The organism is Kitasatospora cinereorecta (assembly GCF_024172095.1).
Lineage (GTDB): Bacteria > Actinomycetota > Actinomycetes > Streptomycetales > Streptomycetaceae > Kitasatospora > Kitasatospora cinereorecta.
The window spans coordinates 18,137-40,854 of sequence record NZ_JAMZDX010000001.1 but is presented as its reverse complement, the minus strand read 5'-3'; the positions used below and the strand labels follow the sequence as shown (position 1 = coordinate 40,854).

The following is a 22,718-nucleotide window of genomic DNA, read 5'->3' as shown; positions in this document are numbered from 1 at the left end:
GCGTCCCTGGCTCACTCGGGCTCTCCCGGGATCAGGTCGGCGAGGTCGGCGACCACGATGTCGGCGCCGTGCGCGCGCAGCTCGTCCGCCTGCCCGGTCCGGTCGAGGCCGACCACCGTGCCGAAGCCGCCGGCCCGGCCGGAGGCCACGCCGGCCAGCGCGTCCTCGAACACCGCGGCGTGCTCGGGCGGCGTGCCGAGCGCCTTCGCGGCGGCCAGGTAGGTGTCCGGCGCGGGCTTGCCCGCCAGGTGGTCCCGCCGGGCGACCAGACCGTCCACGACCACCTCGAACAGGCCGTCGATGCCGGCCGCGCGCAGCACGTCCCGGCAGTTCGCGCTGGACGAGACGACCGCCCGGGGCAGGCCCAGCACCCGCAGCCGGTGCAGGTACTCCACCGAGCCGGGGTACGGCTGCACGCCCTGCTCGCGGATCATCCGCAGCACGGTGTCGTTCTTGGCGCTGCTCAGGCCGTTGACGGTACGGCTGCCCGGCGGGTCCTGGGCGCTGCCCTCGGGCAGGTCGATGCCGCGGGAGGCGAGGAACTCCCGGGTGCCGTCGAGGCGCGGCCGCCCGTCGACGTACGTGTCGTAGTCGACCACCGGGTCGAAGGGCACGAACTCCTCCCCGTCGCGCGCGGCCTCGGCGCGCAGGAAGGTGTCGAACATGTCCTTCCACGCGGCGGCGTGCACCTTGGCGGTCTGCGTCAGTACGCCGTCCAGGTCGAACAGGAAGGCGCGGATGTGGTCCGGAACTCCCAGCATGGGTCGAGTCTCACCCGGCGCGGGCCTTTCATGCGGCCATTGCGGCGAAGTGTGGCGCGTCGTGGCGCATCACAGCACCCGTACGGCATCGCGGGGCGGGGGGCGGGAGCGGGAGCGGGCGGCGGGGGTCTCAGCCGGGAAGGGCGATCACCGCGAAGCTCGCCCCCTGCGGGTCCCGCACCCGGGCGGCGCGGCCCCAGGGGGTGTCGTTCGGCGGGGCCAGCACGGTGCCGCCGCGCTTGACCAGGGCGTCCACCGTGCTGTCGGCGTCGTCCACCGCGAAATAGGTCAGCCAGTGCGAGGGCGTACCGGCCGCGACGTCCGGCGACAGCGGGCACAGGCCGGCCACCGAGCGGCCCTCGACCGCCAGCGTCCAGTAGTGGTGCGCGCCCTCCATCAGCGGGGCGGTCACCCCGAAGGCGTCCGCGTAGAAGCGGCGGGCGGTGTCCGGGTCCGCGGTGTGCAGCTCGTTCCAGGTCAGCGAACCCGGTTCGTTCACCACTCCCGAGCCGATGAACTCCAGCGGCTGCCAGACGCCGAACGCGGCGCCGGTCGGATCCAGCGCGACCAGCATCCGGCCCGTGGTCCCGACGTCGGCGACCGGCATCATCGCCGTCCCGCCGGCGGCGGTGACCGCGGCCAGGGCGGCATCCGCATCGTCGCTGGCCAGGTACGTGGTCCACACGGTCGGCGGCGGGGGCTGGCCCTCCACCGTCATCGCCGCCGACGAGCCGATCCCGGCGACCGGGCGGCCGTTCAACGAGCAGACCGCGTAGCCGCCGAACTCCGGCGGCCCGACCTCGCCCTGCCAACCGAACAGGTCGCGGTAGAAGTCCAGCGCCGCCTGCTGGTCGGGCGTCATCAGGTCGACCCAGCACGGGGTGCCCGGCTGGTAGCGGGTGGTCACGTCGGGCATGGCGCCTCCCGGGGGGATCCGCACGGTACGGGGAAAGCGGTACGGGAAAAGGTGTACGAGGAAACAGGGGCGTCACTCGGTGTGCTGGTGCGCCCGGGGAACGAAGTACGGCTGGACCTTGCCGCTCTGCGCGTAGTCCTTGAGCCGCACCAGCAGCTCCGCCCAGGTGCCGGCGACCATCGGGACGGAGCGCTCCGCCTCCGGCCGCCAGCCGAGGTGGCGGAAGAGCAGCAGGGTGCGGTGCGGGTCGTCCGGGTGGTCGAAGAGGTCCCAGGTGACGGTGGTGTCCAGCCAGTGGGGCGGGAAGGGGCCGACGCTGGTCCAGGCGACCCGGTCCAGGTCCGCCCGGTCGCGGCGCAGCCGGAACGGCTCCGGGGCATCCGGGAACTCGAACAGCAGGTCGTCGCCGTCGCGGTCGACGCCGGTGGTCCACCACGCGGTCAGCCCGTCATGGGTGTCCAGGGCGGCCAGCAGCCGGTCGCGGGACGCCGCGATGTCGATCTGCATCGCGATCTCGGCCATCGCTCTCACCTCACCCCCACGATGGCCCACCCGGGAGTCATCCGCGATTCAGGGGCTCTGGAGTTCAGGATCCGACCAGCTCCAGGGTCCGGTGGACGGTCGACGGGTCGTCCAGCAGCGCGACCAGGGTGGCGGCCACGTCGTCGCGCGAGACCGACCCCATGGCGAGCGGGGGCGGGGCGAGCGTGACCCGGCCGGTTCCGGGAGCGTCGGTGAGGCGGCCGGGCCGCAGCACCGTCCAGTCCAGCGGACGGCTGCGGACCGCGTCCTCCGCGGCCAGCTTGGCCTGCAGGTAGACGTCGAACTCCGGGGCCAGGCCCGGATCACCGATGTGCTCGGTGCCCATGGTGGAGACCAGCAGGTAACGCCGGACCCCGGCCTGTTCGGCCGCGTCGGCGAGCAGCCGGGCGGCGTCCCGGTCAACCGTGAGCTTCCGGGCGCTGCCGCTGCCCGGACCGGCGCCGGCCGCGAACACCACCGCGTCGGCGCCGCGCAGGTGCTCGGCCAGCTCGCCGGTGGTGACGGACTCCAGGTCGCAGAGCACCGCCCGCGCCCCGGCCGCCGCCAGGTCCGCCGCCTGTTCGGCGCGGCGGATCAGCCCCGCGACGGAGTCCCCGCGCGCGGCGAGCAGGCGCTCCAACCGCAGCGCGATCTGACCATGGCCACCCGCGATCACCACGTCCATGCCCGGACGGTACCCACTGCGGTGGCCCGGCAGCCGCGCGTCACCCGTCCGGCCGACCCGGCGGACGGGATCCGACCGCGATCAGACCGACTCGGCGTAGCGCTTCAGACCGTCCAGGAAGTCCGACTCCGGGTACGACTCGGCGGCGTGCGTGTACCCGGGGTTGCCCGCGCTCCACTCGTCGACGGTCAGCTCCAGCTCGGTGCCGCCGCCGGTCGGCGTGACGCGGTACGTCATCCGGCAGGTGGTGGTCGCGTGGTCGGGGCTGTGCGACGGACCCGGGTGGTGGCGGTAGCTGAACACCCGGCCCGGCTCCAACGCCAGGATCTCGCCGTACACGTACACCACCCGGACCCCGTCGTGGTGCCCGACGTACTCGACCGACCCGCCCACCGCGAAGTCCGACTCGATGTCGCTGCCGTACAGGGTGGCGCGGCTGCCCTCCGGCGTGGTCAAGGCCGCCCAGACCGTCTCCGGCGCGGCAGCGATCGCGATGCGGTACGTCAGTGCTCGGGTCATGCCCGGCATCGTAGGGCGGCCTACCGACAGACACCGCGTCACCAGCACTGCACCAGCATCGCGTTGAGCCGAGCCGCTCCGTTGACAAGGCCCCGCAAACGGCAGCACCCCGACCGGTGAACGGAGTCGGGGTGCTGCGTGGAGGTGGGCCGCCAGGGGCTCGAACCCTGAACCTACGGATTAAAAGTCCGCAGCTCTGCCAATTGAGCTAGCGGCCCGCCGGCCTGCGTGAACCGTGGTGGTACAGCGCCTGCCAGGGCGATCCTACCCGGTGATCCCCAGGGCTTGGCCAACGGATTGCCGGGCGGTGTCGCGCGTCCGGCGGGCGGGGTGATGGGGGCGGCGCGGGGTGTCGGGGGGCGGGTCAGGCGGCGGTGAGGTGGGCGGTGCGGACGCGGCGGAGCCAGGCCTCGGCGGGGGCCTCGTCCGGGGCGTCGGGGAGGACGCCGGGGCGGTCGAAGCGGGCCTCGGCGTCGGCGAGGAGGGCGGTGGCGTCGGCGGGCCGCTCGGCGTAGTGCTCGCCGAGGGAGCGGACCCGCTCGGGGTCGGCGAGCCGGACGGTGACCTCGCCGGACTCGTGCAGGGCGAGCCCCTGTTCGACCAGGCGGACGAGGTGGCGGGCGTTCTTGGCGCCCTGGGCGCGAGACCGCGGATCGGCCGGGTCGCGGGTGGTGAGCTTCCTGAACTGCTGGGTGGCGTACCCGAGATAGGAGTTGCGGACGGCCCGCGCGCTGAGGAACGAGCGCCGGATGGCGATCAGGTCGGCGCCGAGGTCGGTGCGCACCTCGTAGAGGTCGTCGGGCAGCCAGACCAGTTCGGAGGCGGTCGGGTTGCAGCTGAGTGCCAGGCGGCACCACTTGGCGGCCTCGTGCAGGGTGCGGTCGGGCGCGGTGGTGACGTGCGACTCGGCGGGGCGGCGCAGGCCGTGGAAGTCGGCGGTGGGTGCGGCGAACAGGCCGAGCCGGTCGATGTCGGAGCCGGCGTGGGCGAGGCCGTAGGCGGTGGAGCCGACGATGCCGGAGAGCAGGACGTTCATGGTGGGTTGTCGCCTCCTCGGCGCGGCGGTACGGCGGTACGGCAGTGGGGCGGTGGCCACGGGGGAACAGGCCCGCGGGAACGGGCCCGACGTGGACCGGGATGCGGGCAGTCTGACCGGCCGGGCCGGGTGGGCGCGAGCGATTTACGGCGGGCGCGCGGGAGCGGCCGGGTCGCTGCGCGCGGCCACCGGGCGCCGCGCCGATACTGGGCGCATGGCGAACACGGACATCACCGCGGCGAAGCTCCGCGCCTGGTGGGCGCACCGGCAGTGGCTGGACGGCGGGCACGCGGGCGCGTCGCCGGCCGAGGTGCTGGCGGCGACGGGGTGGGCGCGGTCGGTGGGCGGGGCGGCGCCGTACCTGGGCCTGTTCGCGCGGGCGGGGCTGGGCCGGGCGGCGGTGGACGAGGCAGTGGCGGTGCTCGAGGTGCACGAGCTGCCGTCAGCCCGCGGGTGCACGTACGTGCTGCCGGCGGAGGACTTCGCGCTGGGGCTGGCGGCGGGCGAGGGCGCACCGGAGGCGGAGGTCGCGGCGGCGATGAAACACCTGGGCGTGACCCGGGACGAGATCGAGAAGCTGTGCCTGGCGGTCACCCAGGTGCTGGCCCCGGATCCGCCGTTGGAGCGGCCGTTGGACCCGCCGGCGATCCGTGAGGCGGTCGGCAACGCGGTGCGACTCCTGGGCGAGGCGGGCAAGAAGCGCGGGGTGTCGACCACCCTCCCGCTGGCGCTCGGGCTGCTGCAGGCGCGCGGCCGGATCCGCCGGGTGCCGGTCAACGGCCGCCTGGACCAGCAGCGTTACGGGTACGTGGGCTGGGACCAGACGGTCCGCGGGTCGGCCGCGGAGCTGGCCGAGCGGTACTTCGCCTGGGCGGCGCCGGCCTCGGTGAAGCACTTCCGCTGGTTCTCGGGCTTCACCGCGGCGACGGCCAAGGCCGCGCTCGCCCCGCTCGACCTGGTCGAATTGCCGGGCACCGACCTGCTGATGCCGGCCGGCGAGGTGGCGGCGTTCACCGCGTTCACCGTCCCCGAGGAGCCCGCGTACGCGCTGCTCGCCGGCATCGACGGCCTCCACCTGCTCCACCGCGACCTGTCGCGGCTGATCGATCCGGCCGACGCCGAGCGCCCGTTCCCGGCGGCGCGGGCGGGGCGGACGTTCGGGTCGGAGACCGATCCGCAGAGCCACATCGTGGTCGACCGCGGCCGGATCATCGGCTTCTGGGAGTACGACACCGAGCAGGGCGAGATCGTCCACCAGCTGTTCGTCCCGGCGGACGCGGCGCTGCGGGAGACGATCGCCCGGACCGAGGCGTTCGTCCGGGACGACCTGGGCGACGCCCGCGGCTTCAGCCTGGACTCGCCGAAGAGCCGGGCTCCGAAGATCGCCGCGATCCGGGAGGCGGCCGGCGGCTGACCGGACGGACGCGGACCGGGGCCGGGGCCGGGGTCAGAGTTCGCGCGGCAGGTGGCCGTAGCCGCGTTCGCCCACCCGGGCCTCGGCGAGGGCGGCGCGCAGGTCGGCCGGCGGGGTGGGGTGGACGGTCGGGTAGTGGAAGTTGCCCGCGTCCGGGTCGTTGGCCCAGGCGGTGCGCTCCTCGGCGGGCTCGGTGGCGAAGTGGGCATCGGCGCCGCCCTTGTTGCCGCGGGGGTCGAGCCGCACCCACTGGCCGGTCTCCTCGAAGTGGATGCCGTTGAGGCCGTGCAGGACCTCCAGCTTCTGGTAGCAGATCCCGGCGGGGATGCCCTCGGCGCGGAGCAGGGCGGCGAGCAGGTGGGCCTTGGCGTGGCAGATGCCGTTGCGGCGGGCCAGCACGTCGGACGCCCGGTAGGCGCCGCTCCAGTGGTCCACGTCCGCGGAGTGGTCGATCTCGTCGCGGACGTACTCGAACAGGGCGCGGGCGGTGGCCACCCGGTCGGTGCGCCGCAGCCGGGCGGCGAGAGCGCGGATCTCCGGGTGGTCGTGGTCGATCACCTCGTCGGCGGCGAGGTAGTCGGCGAGGTCGGCGGAGGCGGGCACGAGCGGCCCGAGCGGGGAGGCGTGCGGCGGACCGGCGGGGGCCCGAGGGGCAGGGTTCGGATCGGTGGTCATGCGCGCCATGGTGGTCGCCGCGGTGGCGGTGGGGCCGGGAATTCCGGCATGTGGGCTACGGTCGTCGGGGGCGCGACGGATCCGGAGGAGGACGTGATGGCCGAGGTGGTTCTGATCACCGGTGGCGGGCGGGGCATCGGAGCGGCCACGGCCCGGTTGGCGGGTGCCCGCCGGTACCGCGTGTGCGTCAACTACCGCAGCGACGAGGCCTCGGCGGCCGCCGTGGTGGCGGACATCCGGCAGGCGGGCGGGACGGCGGTCGCGGTCCGCGCCGACGTCACCCGCAGCGCGGAGGTGGAGCGGCTGTTCGCCGCCGTCGACGCCGAACTCGGGCCGCTCACCGCGCTGGTGAACAACGCGGGCACGCTGGAGAGGCAGTGCCGCCTCGACGAACTGGACGAGGACCGGCTGGCCCGGATCTGGGCCGCCAACATCACCGGGCCGTTCCTGTGCGCGGGGGCGGCGGTGCGGCGGATGTCCACCCGGTACGGGGGCAAGGGCGGCGCCATCGTCAACGTCTCCTCGGCCGCCTCCCGGCTCGGCTCGCCGAACGAGTACGTGGACTACGCGGCGTCCAAGGGCGCGCTGGACTCGATGACCCTCGGCCTGGCGCTGGAGGTCGCCGGCGAGGGCATCCGGGTCAACGCCGTACGCCCGGGCCTGATCCACACCGACATCCACGCGCTGGGCGGCGAGCCCGGACGGGTCGACCGCGTCGGGCCCGGACTCCCGATGGGGCGCGGCGGCGAGCCGGAGGAGATCGCCGAGTCGATCCTCTTCCTGCTCTCCCCGGCCTCCTCGTACACCACCGGCGCCTTCCTGGACCTGGCCGGCGGACGCTGACCCCGGACGCTGACCCCGGACGCTGACCCCCGACGCCGGCTGCGGACGCCGGCCACGGGTGCCCGCGGCGGTCCGGCGAATCGGTTCGAACCGGCGGACGGGGACGGCCGGGGCACCTACGGTGGGTGGCATGACCGATCGCGCGCTCGATGCCGCCGCCCTGCTCGACATCCCCGATGTGCCGAACTTCCGCGACGCCGGGTGCGGGGTGCTGCCCCCGGGGCGGCTGTTCCGTTCGGGGTCGCTCAGCCTGTTGACCGAGAGCGGGGCCCAGCGGCTCAAGGCGCTCGGCGTGAAGACCGTGATCGACCTCCGCAGCGCGCCCGAACTCGCCTCCTGGCCGGACCGGTTGGACGGTCTCGACGTGGACCACCGGCACCTTCCGCTGCTGCCGGACCCGGCCGCCTCCGGGCTGTCCTGGCCGGAGGACCAGGCAGCGCTGTACCCGTTCATGGCGGAGGTCGGCGGGTCGGCGGTGGCCGGGGCGGTCCGGGCGCTGGCCGCCGGCCGGCCGGTACTGGTCCACTGCGCGGTCGGCAAGGACCGGACCGGTCTGACCATCGCCGTCGTGCATGCCCTGCTCGGCCTGCCGGAGGAGGACGTGGTCGCCGACTTCCTGCGCTCCAACCCGGCGCTCGGCCTGGACCGCGGGCCGATCCCGTACATCGACGAGCACGGCGCCGAGCGGCTCTCCCGCCCGGTCGCCGAACCGCACCTGCGCTCGGCACTGGACCGGATCGGCGAGGTGCACGGGTCGCTCGACACCTACCTGACCGCGCACGGCGTCACCGACGCGGAGCTGGCCGCCGTCCGCGCTCTCCGCCGGGACTGACCGCCTCGGCGGCAGCGCCCGCGCCGCGGGCCGTCTCCTCGTACCGGAAGGTGGCGAGCAGCACCGCCGCCGTCGCCGCCACCTGGGCCAGCGCCGACACCTCGACGCCCAGCGGGGTCGCGGCGAGTGCCAGGGCGGCCGCGAGCAGCCGGGGCCGGAGCGGGGCGAGGCCGAGGGTGCGCCGGATCCCGGTGTTCGCCAGCAGGAAGAGCGCCACCCCGGTGGCCAGGGCCAGCGCCCGGGCGGTGCCGAGCGGCTCGGTCGGCCGGGCGACCGCCGCCTTGGCGCCGGTCGCCAGCAGGATGACGCCGAGCAGCAGCAGGTAGTGGCCGATGTTGTAGATCCGGATCGCGAGCCGGTTGCGCCGGGCGTCGTCGAGCGCCGTCATGACGTGGACGGCGTGCTCGTCGTCGTTCTGCCCGAAGTACGCCCACCAGAGGCCCACGCACACCGCGAGCGCCAGCATCGCCGTCACAACCAGGGTGACGGTGAGGTGGGTGTCGCCGACCCCGACGCCGATGGCGATCACGGACTCGCCGAAGGCGATGATGACCACCAGCCCGTGCCGCTCCACGAAGTGGTCCGCGCTGAGGTGGAAGCGCGGCAGGTCGACCAGGTACGGGATGGCGAACTGCAGCGCGAACGCCGCGCTCCACAGCAGCAGTTCGGCCGAACCCTCCAGGTAGCCGCCGGCCACCACCAGAGTCGCGCCGAGCAGGTTGAGCAGGCCCATCCGGGCGACCGGACCGAGGGCGGCCCCGGCGCCCGGCCCCGGCCCCGGGCCCACGCCCGCGCCCGCGAACAGGCCGGTGTGCACCGCGATGACCAGCAGGTACGCCCAGCCAAAGGCCCAGCCGCCGCCCTCGAAGGCGTGCGGCACGGTGAGCGAGATGATCAGGAAGCCGCCCATCCCGAGCAGCAGCAGGGCCCGCCGGGGGTGGGTGACCGGCGGCAGCGCGTTGGTCAGCCAGATGAACGCGTCGTACATCCACCAGATGACCGCCAGCATCACCAGCACCCTGGCCAGCCCGGACGGGGTCAGGTGGTGGGCCAGACTGTCCGTCAACTGCGTGACGGTGAAGACGAAGACGAGGTCAAAGAAGAGCTCCAGCGGACTGACCCGCAGCTCGGACGGGTCCGCCGGCCCGGTTGCGTCAGAGATCACGCCGCGAGTATGGATCACCCGCGGCCCGGAGGTGGCGCGTTTCCACGGTACGAGCGGGCGGGCGCGGTACCGGCGGGCTGGTCGGTCGGTCGGTGCCGCTGGTCGACCGGCGGGCGGCCCGGGTTACGGTGAGGGTGAGTCCCGCTCCGGGCGGGAACCCGGACGAGACGGAGCCCACCATGGCGAAGATCCCCACGTCGGCCGTCGCGGCCGCCGGTTTGATCGGCGGCTACGGCGTCGCCCGCTGGTCGGGACGGCGCGAACTGGGCGGCGCGGTGCTGGCCGCGGCCGGTGCCACGGCGGCGGTGCAGTGGCAGCGCGCGGCCGGGACGGCGACCGCCGCGGCGCTCACCGGGCTGTACGTGGCCGCGTTCGGCGGCTCCCACCCGCTGGCGAAGAAGATCGGCGCCTGGCCGTCCGTCCTCACCGTCTCCGGTCTGGTGGCCGGCGCCTCGGTGGTCGCCACCCGCAGCTGAGCACACCAGCGCCCACACCCGAACCGGCCGGGACCGCTACTCGGCTGCTGCCGCGGCGGTGCCGAACCGGTCCTCGAAGGCGGTCCGGTTGGCCGAGACCGGCGAACGGTCCCAGACCGCGAAGACCACCCGGTCGAAGGCCGCGCCACAGGTGGCGAGCGCCCGCTCGAAGGCCTCGGCCACCACGGCCGGGTCGTTGCGGAACACCCCGCAGCCCCACGCCCCCAGCACCAGCTCCCGCACCCCGTGCCGGGCCGCGACGTCCAGCACCCGGGTGGCCCGCTCGGCCAGCAGGTCCGCCACGTCCACCGGCCGTCCGCCCGAACGCAGCTCCAGCTGCCCGGCGTTGGGCGCGGGCGAGGTGAGGAACGAGACGCCGTAGGGCCGGTCGAGCAGGTCGGCACGGGCGTCGCGGATCACCGGGACGTGCGGCGACCAGATCACCCGGTGGCTGTAGCGGAGGTCGGACGAGGCCCGGTGCGCCTCGTAGTAGTCGGGGGCCTCCAGCAGGCAGCGGTACAGCAGTGCCGTCCGGCAGAGGTCCTCCTCCTGGGCCTTGGCCCCGCGCAGGTAGCCGCCGCCGGGGTTGCGCGCCGAGGCGAAGTTGAGCACGGCCACGTGCCCGCCGCCGGCCTCGACCAGCCGCCGGGCCGCCTCCATGCTGCCCTCGGCGGTCACCTCCACCGGACCGGTGTACGGTCCGGCTGCCTGCACGTCGGCGAATTCGGCGTCCGGCGGGTACGAGACGGTGCCGACGCGGGCCGCCTCCAGGGCGGCGCCGATCTCCACCGCCGTCCCGGTGCGGGTCCGGTAGCCGCCGCGGCCGGCGATCTCCTCGTTCTCCACGGACAAGTTCTTGTTCCGACTGCTCATGGCGCCGACCGTACGCGAGCCGCGCCGGCCGCACCACCGAGTTGTTCTCACTTGGAGAATCCGATTCCCCCGGCCCGGCCCGGAAACGGCCTGAGGCCGACCCGCCGGAGCGGATCGGCCTCAGGACCGGATGGTGCGAGTGAGCGTCAGTTCTTCCAACGCGGCTTGCGGTCGCCACCGTTGAAGCCACCGCGCTCGCCACGGTCACGGTCGCCGAAGGAACGGCCACCACGGTCGTCACGGTTGCCGAAGCCCTGCGGGCGGCCACCGGAGCGGTGGTCGTCGCGGCGGGCGAACGGACGGCTGTTGCCGCCGCGCTCGCGGTCACGGTCGCCGAAGGACGGACGGTCACCGAAGGAACGGGCCGGACGGTCACCGAAGGAACGGCCGCCACGGTCGTCACGGTTGAAGCCACCGCGCTCGCCACGGTCACGGTCGCCGAAGGAACGGCCACCACGGTCGTCACGGTTGCCGAAGCCCTGCGGGCGGCCGCCACGGTCGTCACGGTTGAAACCGCCACGCTCGCCACGGTCACGGTCACCGAAGGAACGGCCACCACGGTCGTCACGGTTGAAGCCACCGCGCTCGCCACGGTCACGGTCGCCGAAGGAACGGCCACCACGGTCGTCACGGTTGCCGAAGCCCTGCGGGCGGCCGCCACGGTCATCGCGGTTGAAACCGCCACGCTCGCCACGGTCACGGTCACCGAAGGAACGGCCACCACGGTCGTCACGGTTGAAACCGCCACGCTCGCCACGGTCACGGTCACCGAAGGAACGGCCACCACGGTCGTCACGGTTGAAGCCACCGCGCTCACCGCGGTCACGGTCGCGGTTGAACGCCGGGCGCTCAGTGCGCGCCTCGCGGTACGCCGGCGTGCGCTCCTCGGCCGCGGCGGCGGCCACCGGGGCGTCCGCCTCGGTCACCTCGGCGACCGCAGCGGTCTCCTCGGCCGACGCGTCGGCGGCGGCCTCCGGCTCGTCGACCAGGCCGAGGTCGGCCCGCTCGCGGGCGGCCCGGGCGGCGAGGCGGTCGGCGTCCTCGCGCAGCTCGGTGGCGCGGCGCTGCGCGCGCTCCAGCTCGCGGGTGATCTCGGCGACCTCGCGCTCGGCGGCACCGGCGATGCCGGCGGCGCTCTCGGCCTGGACCTCGACCAGCGAACGGGCACCGGTGATCCGGGCCACGTCGGCGTCGAAGGCGTGGTCGAGGATGTGGCGCGAGGCGTCCACGCCCGCGTCCTCCATCAGGCGGAACACGCCGCGGCGCTGGTGCGGCAGCACCAGGGTGACGACGGTGCCGGAGCGGCCGGCCCGCGCGGTGCGGCCGGAGCGGTGCAGGTAGTCCTTGTGGTCGCCGGCCGGGTCGACGTTGAGCACCAGGTCGATGCCGTCGACGTGGATGCCGCGGGCGGCCACGTCGGTGGCGACGACGACGTTGACGTAGCCGTCCTTGAAGTCGCCGAGGACGCGGGTACGGGCGCCCTGGGTCATGCCGCCGTGCAGCGCGTCGGCCTTCACGCCGGCCTCCAGCAGCTGCTGGGCGACCCGGTCGGCACCCATCTGGGTGCGGACGAAGATGATCGTCCGGCCCTTGCGGGCGGCGATGGCGTTGGTGATCGGCGCCTTGTCCTTGGGCTTCACCACGAGAATGTGGTGGGTCATGGTGGTGACCGCGCCGGCGGACGGGTCGACCTCGTGGGTGACCGGGTTGTTCAGGTAGCGCTTGACCAGGGTGTCGATCTCGTTCTCCAGGGTGGCGGAGAACAGCAGGCGCTGGCCGCCGGCCGGCACCAGGTCGAGGATCTCGGTGACCTCGGGCAGGAAGCCCATGTCGGCCATCTGGTCGGCCTCGTCCAGGACGGCGACCTCGACGTCGGCCATCTGGGCGGAGCCGCGGTTGATCAGGTCGCGCAGGCGGCCCGGGGTCGCCACCAGGACGTCCACGCCGCGCTCCAGCGCGTAGATCTGGTTGGACATCGAGGTACCGCCGCAGACCACCTTGAGGCGCAGGCCGAGCACCGAGCCGAACGGCTCCAGGGCGTCGGCGACCTGCATGGCCAGCTCGCGGGTCGGGACCAGGATCAGGCCGCGCGGGTGCTTGGCCCGGGTGCGCTCGCCGCCGGCGAGGCGGGTGAGCAGCGGGAGGCCGAAGCTCAGGGTCTTGCCGGAGCCGGTGCGGCCGCGGCCGAGGACGTCCTTGCCCGCCAGCGCGTCCGGGATGGTCGCGGCCTGGATCGGGAACGGGGTGGTCACGTCGCGCTTCGCGAGCGCCCGGACGACCTCGTCGGGCAGGCCCAAGTCGCCGAAGGTGAGCGTGGGCTCGGCGGCGTCGGCACCGTCGGTGTCCGCGGCCTCGTCGGCCTCGTCGGCCTCGGCGGTCGCGTCGAGGTCCGTGGCGACGGTCTCGAACTCGGTCTCGAATTCGGCCTCGAACTCGGCGTCGAGGGAGTCGGTGGAGGGGATGTCGGCGGCGTCGGTCCCGCTCGCGGGCATGGCGAAGCGGTCGTCGTCAACGAGAGACAATGCAAAACCTTCCGGAAGTGGCACGCGCCAAAGTCCGGGGTTCTGTCCCAAACCGCCTCTATGCGGTCAGCCACGGATCGCCGGTACGCGCCAAGGGCGCCAGATGGATGTAGGGCGCCAGCCAAATAGAATCAAACGAACGATCTACCACCATAGACGAACCTCCGGATCAAAGGCAAACTGCCTGGCCAGGCCGCTAATGCCCGGTCGGGTCGCCGCTCGGGGCCGGTGTTCCGGGTGCGCTCGCCGAAGGGTCGGCCGTCGGCGACGGCGTCGGCCCCGGCGTACCGGGCTGTGCGCTGGACGAGGGCCGGTCCGGTACGGACGAGCTCGCGGCCGGCGTCCCCGGGGCGCTCACGGACCCGGACGGGGGCTGCTCCCCCGCCGCGCTCGGCCCCGGCACCACCACCGGAGCCCCCGGCAGCCCGCCGGGCGGCGGCGTCGCACCGGGAACCGCCCCCGGCACCGCGGCGGCGGGCGAGGCCGCGTCGATGCTGAGCGTGCCGCCGTGCTCCCCGTGCTGCGTCGCGACGCCCGAACGGCCGGAACCCCCCGCCGCGCCCGCCTTGACGGCCGCCCCCGACGGCCCGGACGGCTTCACGTCCCCCGGCCCGCCCGGCACGTCCGCCCCCACTGCCATGCACCCGGTCAACCCCAGACCGGCGAGCGCCGCCGTCACCGCCGTCACCGCGCCCACCACCACCCGCCGACGCCCCGCACCGATCGCCACCACCGAGTCACCTCCCGCACCGGCCCGACCCGGGCCGCACCCGCCGTTGTCGGTGCCCAACGCGCGGCCCACCCTGCCGGACACGGCCCCGAACCCGGCCGCCCCTCGGACGGGCCCCGCGCCCGCGCCCCCGCGCGAGCCGTTCCCCGCCCCCGGCAGCCGCCGGAAGGCCTCCACGATCGGCTCGTGAGCCGGTGTTCTGTGCCCGGCGCCCGCCACCGCGTACGCGCCCGCGCCCGCGCCGCCGCCCTGCGCCCCAGGGCGCGGGGAGTCGCCCGTCAGCCCCAGAGCGCGTGACCCAGCGCCTGGCCCGCGTACACCGCTGCCAGGCCGGCCAGCAGCGTCCCCACCACGTTCGCCACCGCGAAGAGGCGGGCCCCGCCCTCCACCAGCCGCAGGGTCTCGTACGAGAACGTCGAGTACGTGGTCAGCGCCCCGCACAGCCCCGTACCGAGGAGCAGCCGGACGTTCGACGGCGCCACGGCGGCCAGCAGCCCGAGCAGCAGGCAGCCGGCCACGTTCACGGTGAACGTCCCCCACGGGAACACCGAGTCGTGCCGGGACTGCACCGCACGGTCGGTCAGGTAGCGCAGCGGCGCCCCGACCAGGGCGCCCGCGATCACCAGCAACCAGTTCACTCGCCGCGCCCCGCCCTCACTCGGCCCACCCGTCCTCGCTCCACCGCCCTCGGACCACCGATCACGGGGACCGCCTGCGATGCAGCACGACCTCGCACGGCTCGACCAGCACCAGCCCCTCACCGACCAGCTCCTCGAGCTGCGGCAGGAATCCTCGCACCCGCTCCTCGGCGTCCACGACCACCACCGCCACCGGCAGGTCCTCGCTCAACGACAGCAGCCGGGCGGTGTGCACGAGCGAGGACGCGCCGAACCCCTCGATCCCCCGGAACACGCTCGCCCCGGACAGCCCGGCGGCATGCGCCCGGTGCACGATCTCGCTGTACAGCGGCCGGTGGTGCCAGCGGTCGTTCTCGCCGATCAGCACCGTCAACCGCAGCGCCGGCCCGGCGAGCAGCCCGGACCCGGGCATCCCGGCGTCTCCCGCGGACCCGCTCATGCCGGCCGCCTCCGTCCGAGCGCCCCGAGCGCCCAGCGACCCGCCGCGGCCGCCACCCACACGGCCAGCATCGCGATCACCAGCGTCCCCACCAGGTACGCCAGCGCCCGCCCGGGCAGACCGTGGTCGAACAGCCCCTGGGCGTCCACCGCGTACGTCGAGAACGTGGTGAACCCGCCGAGCACGCCGGTGCCGAAGAACGGCCGCAGCAGCGGGTGCGGCGCCACCGGCCCCTCGGTGATCAGCACCAGGAACACCCCGATCACCGCACAGCCCGCCGCGTTGACCAGCAACGTCGTCCACGGGAAGGCATCCACGGGAGTCGGCCACAGGAGCCCCGCGCCGTACCGCGCACACGCCCCGATCGCCCCGCCGAGCGCCACCACGGCGACTGTCGGGCCCTGCCCGCGCAGCAGCGGGGCCCGCCGACGGGCCGGCGGCGCCGGGGCCGGTCCGGGCGCGGCGGGCGGAGAACCGGGGGCGGAGCCGGGCGGGGAGCCGGGCGGACGGGTCTGGTCCGAACGCATACTCCAGTGAAACACCCGCGTCGATCACCTGGCACGCCGTCACCCGGGACCCGACAATGAGGCGGTGGAGATGACCCGGGACGAGTTCGAAACGCTGGTCGCCGATGCGCTCGACCAGATCCCCCCGCAACTGGCCGCCATGATGGACAACGTCGCCGTCTTCGTCGAGGACGAGCCCGACCCCTCCACCCCCGACCTCTTCGGCCTGTACGAGGGAACCCCGCTCACCGAACGCGGCGAGTGGTACGCCGGCGTGCTGCCCGACCGGATCATCGTCTACATGGGCCCCACCCTGCGGCACTGCGAGACGTACGAGGAGACCGTCGACGAGGTCCGCACCACCGTGGTCCACGAGGTCGCCCACCACTTCGGCTTCGACGACCACGAGCTGCACGAGCTCGGCTGGTCCTGACCCACCCGCGGACCCGTCCCGCGACGCGCGCGGAATCCGTTTTGGTGTTCCGCCCGGCATCCCATATGCTTCTCGACGTCCCCGGAACGCTGGAAACAGCAGGACGGGCCGCAAGCCCTCATCGTCTAGTGGCCCAGGACGTCGCCCTTTCAAGGCGGTAGCACGGGTTCGAATCCCGTTGGGGGCACGCAGTACCGTAGTAAAGGTCCTTCGTGGAGCAATCCACACAAGGTCCCGTGGAGCAGTTGGTTAGCTCGCCACCCTGTCAAGGTGGAGGTCGCGGGTTCAAGTCCCGTCGGGATCGCTCGTCTCGCAAGAGGCGGCGTAGTAGTACGGCCAGGTAGCTCAGTTGGTACGAGCGTCCGCCTGAAAAGCGGAAGGTCGCCGGTTCGACCCCGGCCCTGGCCACAGCGTTTGAGCAGCAAAAAGCCCCCGGTGAGATCGCTCACCAGGGGCTTTTTGCTGCCCGGTATGCCAACCGGTGTGCCAACGACTCAGGCAAGTCGCTCGCTGAGCGATCCGAGCGCCTTCCGCTGCTCGTCCAGCGAGGCGTGCGCGTAGACCTTCATCGTCACGCCGATGTCGCTGTGCCCGGCGATCTGCCGAACGATGTGCGGCGGCACCCCAAGGTCGAGCAGCAGCGTCACGCACGTGTGCCGGAGGTCGTGGAACCGGAGCGTGAGGCCCAGCCGCTCACGGAGCGGGTACCAGCTCCGCCGGAGGTTGTCCGGCTCGATCGCGGTCCCCACCCTGCTGGTGAACACGAGCCCGGTCTCCTTCCACCGGTCGCCGGCCGTCGCGCGCTCGTGGGCCTGCCGCTCCTGGTGCTCCCGGAGCGCCGTCACCACCAGCGGCGGGAGGGGCAGCGTCCGGAGCGAGGACGCGGTCTTGGTCGGCCCGAGCTGGAGAGCGCCGTCCACGCGCTGAAGGTTGCTCGACACGATCAGCGTCCCGCGCTCCAGGTCGATCGCTGACCAGTGGAGCCCCAGCAACTCACCGCGCCGCATCCCCATGGCCAGCGCCAGCACGTACAGCGCGTGCAGCCGGTCCGCGCTCGCCGCCTTCAGCAGGAGTCGCGCCTGCGGGACCGTGAGGCCCTTCCCGGTGCCGTAGTCGGGCGTGGGCACCTGGACCAGCTTGGCGACGTTCCGCAGGATCAGCTCCTCGCGGACGGCGTTCTCGATCGCGTTCCGCAGGACGGCATGGATCGACTGCACCATCCGGCGAGAGAGCCGGGTGTTGCAGCACTCCCCCGCCGCACAGCAGGTCGGTTCCTTGCGGGCCTTGTCCCACCCGTTCGCGCAGCACTGGCAGGTGGTGGCCACCCGGGCGAGCCAGGTCCGCACATCGGCGGCCCGGAGGGTCCTCAGCTTCCGGCTTCCCAGCCCGGGGATCAGGTGGACTCGGACAACGCTCTCGTACCCCTGGTAGGTCTTGGGGCGGCGGTTGACCTTGACGACGGCGGCCAGCCAGTACGCCAGGTAGTCCGCCATCTTCACGTTGGTGTCCGGGGTCGGGATGCCCTGGTTGTCCTGGGCCTGTAGTGCCGTCATCTTCTCCCGGACCTCCTCTCGCGTCTTGCCGTAGACGGCGACCCGCTTGGGGACGCCGGAGGTCGTGGTCACGTAGACCCGGCCCTGGTAGAGACCCTTGCTCTTCAGGTAGGTGATGCTGCCGTCTCCGTTGGCACGCTTGGCCATCAGGCGTTGCTCCTGCTCTGGTTGCGGATGTAGGTGGTGAGGTCGTCGGCTGCCACACGGCGGCAGCGGCCGATGGTGAAGCTGGTCAGGGTCTTCGAACGGATCAGGTCGTAGACCTTGCTGCGGCTCAGGCGGAGCGCGGCCATGACCTCGGGCACGGTCAGGGCTTCGGGCGCGGCGGTGGCCATGGCGGTCCTCTCACGTTCTGGCGGCCGGGCCGGGCCCGACAGAACCGCCAGAACCGACACAACCTCTGCTGATCGGCTCTGAGCTGGAGATTTTCAGTTGTCGGGGTGGCCGACAGAACCGGATGGAAACTCCGACACAACCCCTGGCCGGCGGCGGGCTGGGGTTGTGTCGGAGTTTCGGGTTGGTTCTGTCGGCGGGGTGGTGCTGGGTGTTGTTGCTGGTCGGAGGGGTGGGCGGGGGTTGTGGCGGTTCTGTCGGTTGTGTCGGGGGATCAGCGGGCGGGGCGGGTGATGTCGGGGTGGGTCTGGTAGCGGGGGGAGGGCGGGCGCCCGCCTCGGCCGGTGCGCGGGGGCGGAGGTTCCTGGCGGAGCCAGCCGTGTTCTTCGAGCAGGGCAAGGGCGGGGTCGAGGTCGGCGACGGCGGGGAAGGTGCCGTTGGGCATGGCGCGGAAGATCTCCCGCTTGGTGACGGTCGCGGCGGGGTTCGCGTGGAGCCAGGCAAGGACGGTTCGGGCCTTGGTGAGAGCGGGGTCAGCGCCCATGGCGTCGAAGACGGTCAGGGCGTGGGCGGTGTAGTAGGCACCGATGCGGGCGGCGTTGGTGAGGGTGTCGGCGCTGATCGGGATCGTGTAGCCGTTATCCGGGTGGGCGGCGAGGTGGAGCAGGCCAGCGATCCGGGCGACGGCCCCGTCGAGCTTGCTGGCCCACTCGGTGATGGGTTTCAGCAGGCCGCCGGGGCGCTGCTGGTACTCGACCTGGCGCCGGTGCTCGCGCATCACCTCGGTCGCCTCGGGGCTGAAGGTGAGGACGGCGGGGTCGGTCCAGTCGGCCATGGCCAGGGTGAGCTTGCGGATGTTCTCCGAGTAGGTCTCGGCCACGGCGTCCGGGATCTCGTCGGGCTCCAGCTCCCGGTAGCCCACCAGCGACTTCGGCAGGGCGTACAGGAAGCGGGCAAGCAGGCCGCGGCCGTCGAGTCCCGGGGCCTTGGCGATGTCGTCGAGGACGGACGGCTGGACGGCCAGACCCATGGTGAGGGCGGGGGCGTCGATGAACTGGGAGTCGCGGCTCTGACGGTTGACGCGGAGCATGTCACCGGCGTGGCCCTGGAGGTAGACCTCCTGGTTGGGCTTGCCGCTGTAGCGGCCGGCGATGATGTCGAAGATCCCGCCGCCCTCGGCGGACATGAGCGACAGGCGCCCGCCCTGCTCGGCGAGCAGGGTCGTGGCGTTCTCCGGGGTCACGTCCTGGGCGATGAGCTGCGGCAGGTAGGGCACGGCGGCCCGCTCGGCGGCCTGGGCGAGGCTGATTGCCTCGGCGGTCAGCCGGTCCTGGTCCGTGCCCTCCGCGCCGGCGGCGCGGGCGGCGGCCTTCTCGGCGGCGGCCTTGGCAATCTTCGCGGTGATCTCGGCCTCGGCGATGCTCCCGGCGGCCCGCTCCCGGAGGATTTTCTCCACCGCTAGCACGGGCGCGATCATCAGGGAGACCACGGCGCTCTTGCGGTTGCCGGGCGGCAGGGCGACCACGATGTACAGGTTCACCTGCTCGCGCCACCGGCCCCGGACGGAGACGACGGCCCGCCCTCCACAGGCTGTGGACAGCACCGCGAGCGCCAGCCCGCCAGCCAGGTCGGCCGGGGTCTGGGTCTCCTCTGCCACCGCTTCGACCATCGCGCGGAGCCACGACGGCAGCGCGTCGGTGGGGAAGGTCGGCAGGGTCCGGGCCTGCCCGAGGGGGATCGGGGTCTCCCACGGCTCCGGACCGGGCTCGGCAAACGTGGCGGGCACGTCTTCCTGCCAGCCTTCGGTGAACAGCGACCCGCCGGGGCGGTCAGGGGCGTTCACTCGGCACGCCCCCTCGGGCGATGCGAGAAGGAGAAGCGCTTCTCCTTGGCGCAGGACGGGTGACGGTTGCTCATGCCGCCCGCCCCACCGAGTTGCCGCCTCGGGCGAGGCCCTTGGCGATGGTGCGGCGGCACTCCGCCTCGCCGAGGCCGTTGCCCTGACCGGCGCTCAGGAGAGCGTCCACCGCGTCCGTCTCGGGGAGGGTTCCGGCGGCGACCAGCCGTCCGAGGGCGGCGGCGGACGCGAACAACTGGTGGTTGCGGGTGCCCTCACCGGCCGTGGCGACCTTCTCCGCCTCCCCGGTGACGGCGGCCCGCACGTAGGCGCTGTGGCGGCCGATCCTGGCCCGCACGGCCGCCACGTCGAGCGGGGCGGCGGGCGGCGGGTCCTTGGGCGTCAGGAGGGCCGTCAGCCAGTCCGGGAGCGGCATCACCGGGGCGTCCAAGGTGATCGTGTAGGGGCGATGGTTCACGGTGCTGCCCGGGGCGACGACGTAGCCGCCGGCGGCGCGGGTGTCGACCTTCCAGCCGAGCCCGTTGCCCTTCTCCCCGGTCGTGTTCCGCAGCACCACCCCGGCGGGGGCGGCGAAGTACAGGTGCATGCCGCCCCTGCCGGTGCGAACGGTGAACGTGCCCGTGGGCATGGACCGGCCGTGTTCCTCGCAGAGCGCGGCGAACACGTCCATCCCGTCGGTGATGCCTTGCCCTGCCCACCGGGCCGGGGGCAGGTCCCGGGAGTGCTTGGGCCGGTCGAGGTCGACCACCACCAGTCCCGAGGGGCCGCAGGCGAGGCCGATCCCGTACGGGCCGTGGCCCCACGCCCGGCGGATCAACTGAGGGTCGGTGGTGGCCCGCCGCTCCCAGCCCTGGTGGCCGGTGGCGCAGGGCCCGGTGCCGGGGCAGTCGTCCTCGCCGTGGAGGGCGGGGTACTTGCTGTTCGGGGCGAGCGGGAAGACGTGCCAGTCACGCTCGGCCAGGGCGAGGACGGTGGCCAGCGGGTCATCGGTCGTGGTCAACCTCTGCTCCTTCCACAGTCAGGTGCTGCTCGGCGCAGACCTTGTGCGAGGGGCTGCGCTGTTCATCGCGCAGCGGGGTGGGGCGACCGCACCAGCGGCACGGGAGGCTGCGGGTGCGGTCGTAGTGCCGGGCGTCGCGCCAGTCCAGAGCGGCCACGGCGAGGGTTCCTACGCGGCGAGGGCTGCGGGCCCGGCGCCGAGCTGTGCAGCGGCCTGGCGGCCGATCAGCTCGGTGTAGGCCGGGGGGATGGCCTCGGCCAGTTCGCGGCGGTCGGCGGTCCAGTGGATGCCCATGGCGTGCTGCCACTGCTGGACGGTGCCTTTGCCGCCGCCGTTGCCGTACACGGCGAAGTACGGGCCCTGGTACCACTTGCCGTGGCGCATTCCGGCGACACGGCCACGGTGCGGCCGGTGCTCGGGCTGATCGAGGACCAGACCGCCGCCGGCCTCGAAACCCCGATGCCGGACGACGGCGAGGCCGAACATCTCCCCGCACAGGGTGATGTCCCGGCGGATCGGCGCCCCGAGGACGTTCTCCATCACCCACGGTCGCCCCGTGGACTCCAGGGCGGCGCGGGCGGGCGGGATGAGCTGCGGGTAGACGCGGCCCTTGTTGGTGCCGGCGGTCAGGGTGCATCCGGCCTGGCACGGCGGCGAGGCGTGGATGAAGTCGAACTCGGCGCCGTGCTCGCGGATGTACTCGACGGCGTCGCCCTGCACGAAGCGGTGCGGGTAGTTGGGCTGCGGGTTGATGTCGATGCCGGTGACGTCGAATCCGGCGCGGTGGTAGCCGGTGCCGGCGCCGCCCGCGCAGCAGAACGCATCCAGCACCTTCAGCGCCGGGTGGGCGAGGTTCCTCACGTCGGGGTCCCTTCGATCAGGCGGCGCGGCGGGTGGGGAAGTCGATGACGGTGGCGAGCTGCTGGGTGGGCTCGGCCTCGGGGGCGGGGGTGGGCTCGCCGCCGTCGGGCGGGCCCGGGTTCTCGTCCTGCTCGGCGGCGGCGAGGGCGCGTTCGTAGGCGGAGATGGCGAGGACGGTCCGGATGGCGTCGGAGTCGGCCTTGGCGCCGCGGAGGCTGCGGGCGTAGGCGGCGCCGCCGAGGATGCCGGGGCCGAACAGGATGGTGGCGATGATGGCGTTCGCGGTGATGCTCACGGGGTGCCTCCGGTTCGGGTCGCGAGGGCGAGGGAGTCGAGGAGGGTGGTGCCGAGGCTGTTCAGGCGGTGCTCGATCCCGGCCCAGGACTGCGGGTCGATGTGCATGAGCGCGGCGAGGGCGGCGGCGGGGTCGCCGTCGCCAGCGGCGGTCAGGGCCTCGCGCAAGTGGACGGCGGCCAGCGGGCGGATGCTGTGGCTCACGGCGGGGTCTCCGGTCAGTGGCTGCTGATGGCGTGCACGGCGGCGGTGAGGAGGTCGTTGACGGGTCCGGCGAGGCCGGTGGAGGCGGCGGTGAAGCCGGACAGCCACAGCAGGGTGGCGGCGCCTGCGGTGACGCGGCGGAAGTACACGAGGGCGCCGGTGCCGAGGCCGAAGAGGGCGGCGAGCGAGGCGGTGACGAGCATGGGCGGTGTCCTTTCCGATGGCGGGTCAGCGGGTGGCGTCGGTGCGGATCCGGGTGGCGTGGTCCCGGGCGGTGAGGGTGTGGTTGTGGATGCGGCGGCCGACACGGAGCCGCAGGCCGGTCGCGTCGCAGTGCCGGCACGGGCGGGGGCGGCGGGACAGGCGGGTGCGGGGCGGGAGGTTGCCGTGGCCGTTGCAGCGGCGGCAGCGGGCGAACGGCTGCACCCAGCACACGGCGGCGTAACCAAGAGTGACGGCGAGTAGGCAGGCGATAGCCAGGGCCATGGGGGTCACGAGGGGGCTCCTGACGCGAGTTTCGGGGTTTCGACAGGTCAGGCCGCTATGTGCTAGCGGCCTGGTCAAGCCATGGATGGGGCGCTATCGGGGTTGCTATCGATAGCGGGCTGTGGCGCTATCGATAGCAACCCC

29 protein-coding genes and 4 tRNA genes are annotated in these 22,718 nt (G+C 73.6%); 9 read left to right on the top strand and 24 right to left on the bottom strand.

Annotation, left to right across the window (positions count from 1 at the left end; genetic code table 11):
• Positions 1-11 precede the first annotated feature (11 nt).
• The 7 genes from FHR36_RS00245 to FHR36_RS00215 form a co-directional block, all read right to left on the bottom strand.
• The gene (locus tag FHR36_RS00245; RefSeq protein ID WP_253792682.1) at positions 12-761 is read right to left on the bottom strand and encodes an HAD family hydrolase; all 750 of its coding nucleotides are present in this window, start codon (positions 759-761) and stop codon (positions 12-14) included.
• Between the two features lie 130 nt (positions 762-891).
• Entirely contained in the window at positions 892-1,677 is a 786-nt protein-coding gene (locus FHR36_RS00240) for a VOC family protein (RefSeq protein WP_253792681.1), read from the bottom strand.
• A 72-nt stretch (positions 1,678-1,749) separates the two neighbouring features.
• Positions 1,750-2,199, bottom strand: coding sequence for an SRPBCC family protein (locus FHR36_RS00235; RefSeq protein WP_253792680.1), 450 nt, complete (start codon positions 2,197-2,199; stop codon positions 1,750-1,752).
• A gap of 64 nt (positions 2,200-2,263) precedes the next feature.
• Complete coding sequence (locus FHR36_RS00230; RefSeq protein ID WP_253792679.1) at positions 2,264-2,884, bottom strand: NAD(P)H-binding protein; 621 nt, start codon at positions 2,882-2,884, stop codon at positions 2,264-2,266.
• A gap of 81 nt (positions 2,885-2,965) precedes the next feature.
• Positions 2,966-3,403: an SRPBCC domain-containing protein gene (locus FHR36_RS00225; RefSeq protein ID WP_253792678.1), complete on the bottom strand. Its 438-nt coding sequence runs from the start codon at positions 3,401-3,403 to the stop codon at positions 2,966-2,968.
• A gap of 145 nt (positions 3,404-3,548) precedes the next feature.
• A tRNA-Lys gene (locus FHR36_RS00220) sits at positions 3,549-3,621 on the bottom strand.
• A 146-nt stretch (positions 3,622-3,767) separates the two neighbouring features.
• Positions 3,768-4,439 carry a nucleotidyltransferase domain-containing protein gene (locus tag FHR36_RS00215; protein WP_253792677.1) on the bottom strand — a complete coding sequence of 224 codons (672 nt, stop codon included), beginning with the start codon at positions 4,437-4,439 and terminating at the stop codon, positions 3,768-3,770.
• A gap of 214 nt (positions 4,440-4,653) precedes the next feature.
• Between FHR36_RS00215 and FHR36_RS00210 the strand changes: the two genes are divergently transcribed.
• On the top strand, positions 4,654-5,853 hold the full coding sequence (locus tag FHR36_RS00210) for a DNA glycosylase AlkZ-like family protein (protein ID WP_253792676.1): 1,200 nt from the start codon (positions 4,654-4,656) through the stop codon (positions 5,851-5,853).
• Positions 5,854-5,886: 33 nt separating this feature from the next.
• Here FHR36_RS00210 and FHR36_RS00205 read toward each other — a convergent pair whose 3' ends face one another.
• The gene (locus tag FHR36_RS00205) at positions 5,887-6,528 is read right to left on the bottom strand and encodes a transglutaminase domain-containing protein (protein WP_253792675.1); all 642 of its coding nucleotides are present in this window, start codon (positions 6,526-6,528) and stop codon (positions 5,887-5,889) included.
• Between the two features lie 96 nt (positions 6,529-6,624).
• Here FHR36_RS00205 and FHR36_RS00200 point away from each other — a divergent pair, with 96 nt between their 5' ends.
• Both FHR36_RS00200 and FHR36_RS00195 read left to right on the top strand, forming a co-directional pair.
• On the top strand, positions 6,625-7,371 hold the full coding sequence (locus FHR36_RS00200) for an SDR family oxidoreductase (protein WP_253792674.1): 747 nt from the start codon (positions 6,625-6,627) through the stop codon (positions 7,369-7,371).
• Between the two features lie 130 nt (positions 7,372-7,501).
• Positions 7,502-8,203, top strand: coding sequence for a tyrosine-protein phosphatase (locus FHR36_RS00195; protein ID WP_253792673.1), 702 nt, complete (start codon positions 7,502-7,504; stop codon positions 8,201-8,203).
• Here FHR36_RS00195 and FHR36_RS00190 read toward each other — a convergent pair.
• A complete protein-coding gene (locus FHR36_RS00190) occupies positions 8,157-9,368 on the bottom strand; it encodes a low temperature requirement protein A (protein WP_253792672.1) in 1,212 nt (403 codons plus the stop codon). The two genes, FHR36_RS00195 and FHR36_RS00190, sit on opposite strands and share 47 nt — an antisense overlap.
• Positions 9,369-9,547: 179 nt before the next feature.
• Here FHR36_RS00190 and FHR36_RS00185 point away from each other — a divergent pair, with 179 nt between their 5' ends.
• Entirely contained in the window at positions 9,548-9,844 is a 297-nt protein-coding gene (locus FHR36_RS00185) for a hypothetical protein (protein ID WP_253792671.1), read from the top strand.
• Positions 9,845-9,880: 36 nt separating this feature from the next.
• On the opposite strand, the gene FHR36_RS00180 is transcribed toward FHR36_RS00185, so the two are convergent.
• Positions 9,881-10,717, bottom strand: coding sequence for a TIGR02452 family protein (locus FHR36_RS00180; protein ID WP_253792670.1), 837 nt, complete (start codon positions 10,715-10,717; stop codon positions 9,881-9,883).
• Positions 10,718-10,863: 146 nt separating this feature from the next.
• Positions 10,864-13,209 (bottom strand): DEAD/DEAH box helicase, encoded by a 2,346-nt coding sequence (locus FHR36_RS00175; RefSeq protein ID WP_407660792.1) that lies wholly within the window; start codon positions 13,207-13,209, stop codon positions 10,864-10,866.
• Positions 13,210-13,805: 596 nt separating this feature from the next.
• Between FHR36_RS00175 and FHR36_RS00170 the strand changes: the two genes are divergently transcribed.
• Positions 13,806-14,159, top strand: coding sequence for a hypothetical protein (locus FHR36_RS00170; protein ID WP_253792668.1), 354 nt, complete (start codon positions 13,806-13,808; stop codon positions 14,157-14,159).
• A gap of 88 nt (positions 14,160-14,247) precedes the next feature.
• On the opposite strand, the gene crcB (FHR36_RS00165) is transcribed toward FHR36_RS00170, so the two are convergent.
• The 3 genes from crcB (FHR36_RS00165) to crcB (FHR36_RS00155) form a co-directional block, all read right to left on the bottom strand.
• Positions 14,248-14,607 carry a fluoride efflux transporter CrcB gene (crcB, locus tag FHR36_RS00165; RefSeq protein ID WP_253792667.1) on the bottom strand — a complete coding sequence of 120 codons (360 nt, stop codon included), beginning with the start codon at positions 14,605-14,607 and terminating at the stop codon, positions 14,248-14,250.
• Between the two features lie 61 nt (positions 14,608-14,668).
• Entirely contained in the window at positions 14,669-15,019 is a 351-nt protein-coding gene (locus FHR36_RS00160) for a DUF190 domain-containing protein (RefSeq protein WP_253794625.1), read from the bottom strand.
• A 23-nt stretch (positions 15,020-15,042) separates the two neighbouring features.
• Positions 15,043-15,573, bottom strand: coding sequence for a fluoride efflux transporter CrcB (gene crcB, locus FHR36_RS00155; RefSeq protein ID WP_253792666.1), 531 nt, complete (start codon positions 15,571-15,573; stop codon positions 15,043-15,045).
• A gap of 70 nt (positions 15,574-15,643) precedes the next feature.
• On the opposite strand from crcB (FHR36_RS00155), the gene FHR36_RS00150 reads away from it, so the two are divergent.
• From FHR36_RS00150 to FHR36_RS00135, 4 genes are all read left to right on the top strand, one after another.
• Positions 15,644-15,985 (top strand): metallopeptidase family protein, encoded by a 342-nt coding sequence (locus tag FHR36_RS00150; protein WP_253794624.1) that lies wholly within the window; start codon positions 15,644-15,646, stop codon positions 15,983-15,985.
• Positions 15,986-16,099: 114 nt separating this feature from the next.
• Positions 16,100-16,172, top strand: a tRNA-Glu gene (locus FHR36_RS00145).
• A 43-nt stretch (positions 16,173-16,215) separates the two neighbouring features.
• Positions 16,216-16,289 (top strand) — tRNA-Asp (locus FHR36_RS00140).
• A gap of 30 nt (positions 16,290-16,319) precedes the next feature.
• Positions 16,320-16,393 (top strand) — tRNA-Phe (locus FHR36_RS00135).
• A gap of 86 nt (positions 16,394-16,479) precedes the next feature.
• Here the strand turns inward: FHR36_RS00135 and FHR36_RS00130 are convergent.
• The 10 genes from FHR36_RS00130 to FHR36_RS00085 form a co-directional block, all read right to left on the bottom strand.
• On the bottom strand, positions 16,480-17,685 hold the full coding sequence (locus FHR36_RS00130) for a site-specific integrase (RefSeq protein WP_253792665.1): 1,206 nt from the start codon (positions 17,683-17,685) through the stop codon (positions 16,480-16,482).
• Positions 17,685-17,873, bottom strand: a complete 189-nt coding sequence (locus FHR36_RS00125) for a helix-turn-helix domain-containing protein (RefSeq protein ID WP_253792664.1) — start codon at positions 17,871-17,873, stop codon at positions 17,685-17,687. The genes FHR36_RS00130 and FHR36_RS00125 overlap by 1 nt, the downstream gene beginning before the upstream one ends.
• 272 nt (positions 17,874-18,145) lie before the next feature.
• Positions 18,146-19,714: a YfjI family protein gene (locus tag FHR36_RS00120; protein WP_253792663.1), complete on the bottom strand. Its 1,569-nt coding sequence runs from the start codon at positions 19,712-19,714 to the stop codon at positions 18,146-18,148.
• A 70-nt stretch (positions 19,715-19,784) separates the two neighbouring features.
• The gene (locus tag FHR36_RS00115) at positions 19,785-20,729 is read right to left on the bottom strand and encodes a bifunctional DNA primase/polymerase (protein WP_253792662.1); all 945 of its coding nucleotides are present in this window, start codon (positions 20,727-20,729) and stop codon (positions 19,785-19,787) included.
• On the bottom strand, positions 20,713-20,886 hold the full coding sequence (locus FHR36_RS00110) for a hypothetical protein (protein ID WP_253792661.1): 174 nt from the start codon (positions 20,884-20,886) through the stop codon (positions 20,713-20,715). Before FHR36_RS00110 ends, FHR36_RS00115 begins: the two co-directional genes overlap by 17 nt.
• Before the next feature lie 11 nt (positions 20,887-20,897).
• Positions 20,898-21,590 (bottom strand): class I SAM-dependent methyltransferase, encoded by a 693-nt coding sequence (locus tag FHR36_RS00105; RefSeq protein WP_253792660.1) that lies wholly within the window; start codon positions 21,588-21,590, stop codon positions 20,898-20,900.
• 16 nt (positions 21,591-21,606) lie between these two features.
• On the bottom strand, positions 21,607-21,885 hold the full coding sequence (locus tag FHR36_RS00100; RefSeq protein WP_253792659.1) for a hypothetical protein: 279 nt from the start codon (positions 21,883-21,885) through the stop codon (positions 21,607-21,609).
• Complete coding sequence (locus tag FHR36_RS00095; RefSeq protein ID WP_253792658.1) at positions 21,882-22,088, bottom strand: hypothetical protein; 207 nt, start codon at positions 22,086-22,088, stop codon at positions 21,882-21,884. Before FHR36_RS00095 ends, FHR36_RS00100 begins: the two co-directional genes overlap by 4 nt.
• A gap of 14 nt (positions 22,089-22,102) precedes the next feature.
• On the bottom strand, positions 22,103-22,291 hold the full coding sequence (locus FHR36_RS00090; RefSeq protein ID WP_253792657.1) for a hypothetical protein: 189 nt from the start codon (positions 22,289-22,291) through the stop codon (positions 22,103-22,105).
• A gap of 25 nt (positions 22,292-22,316) precedes the next feature.
• Positions 22,317-22,574: a hypothetical protein gene (locus FHR36_RS00085; protein ID WP_301329725.1), complete on the bottom strand. Its 258-nt coding sequence runs from the start codon at positions 22,572-22,574 to the stop codon at positions 22,317-22,319.
• Positions 22,575-22,718 lie beyond the last annotated feature (144 nt).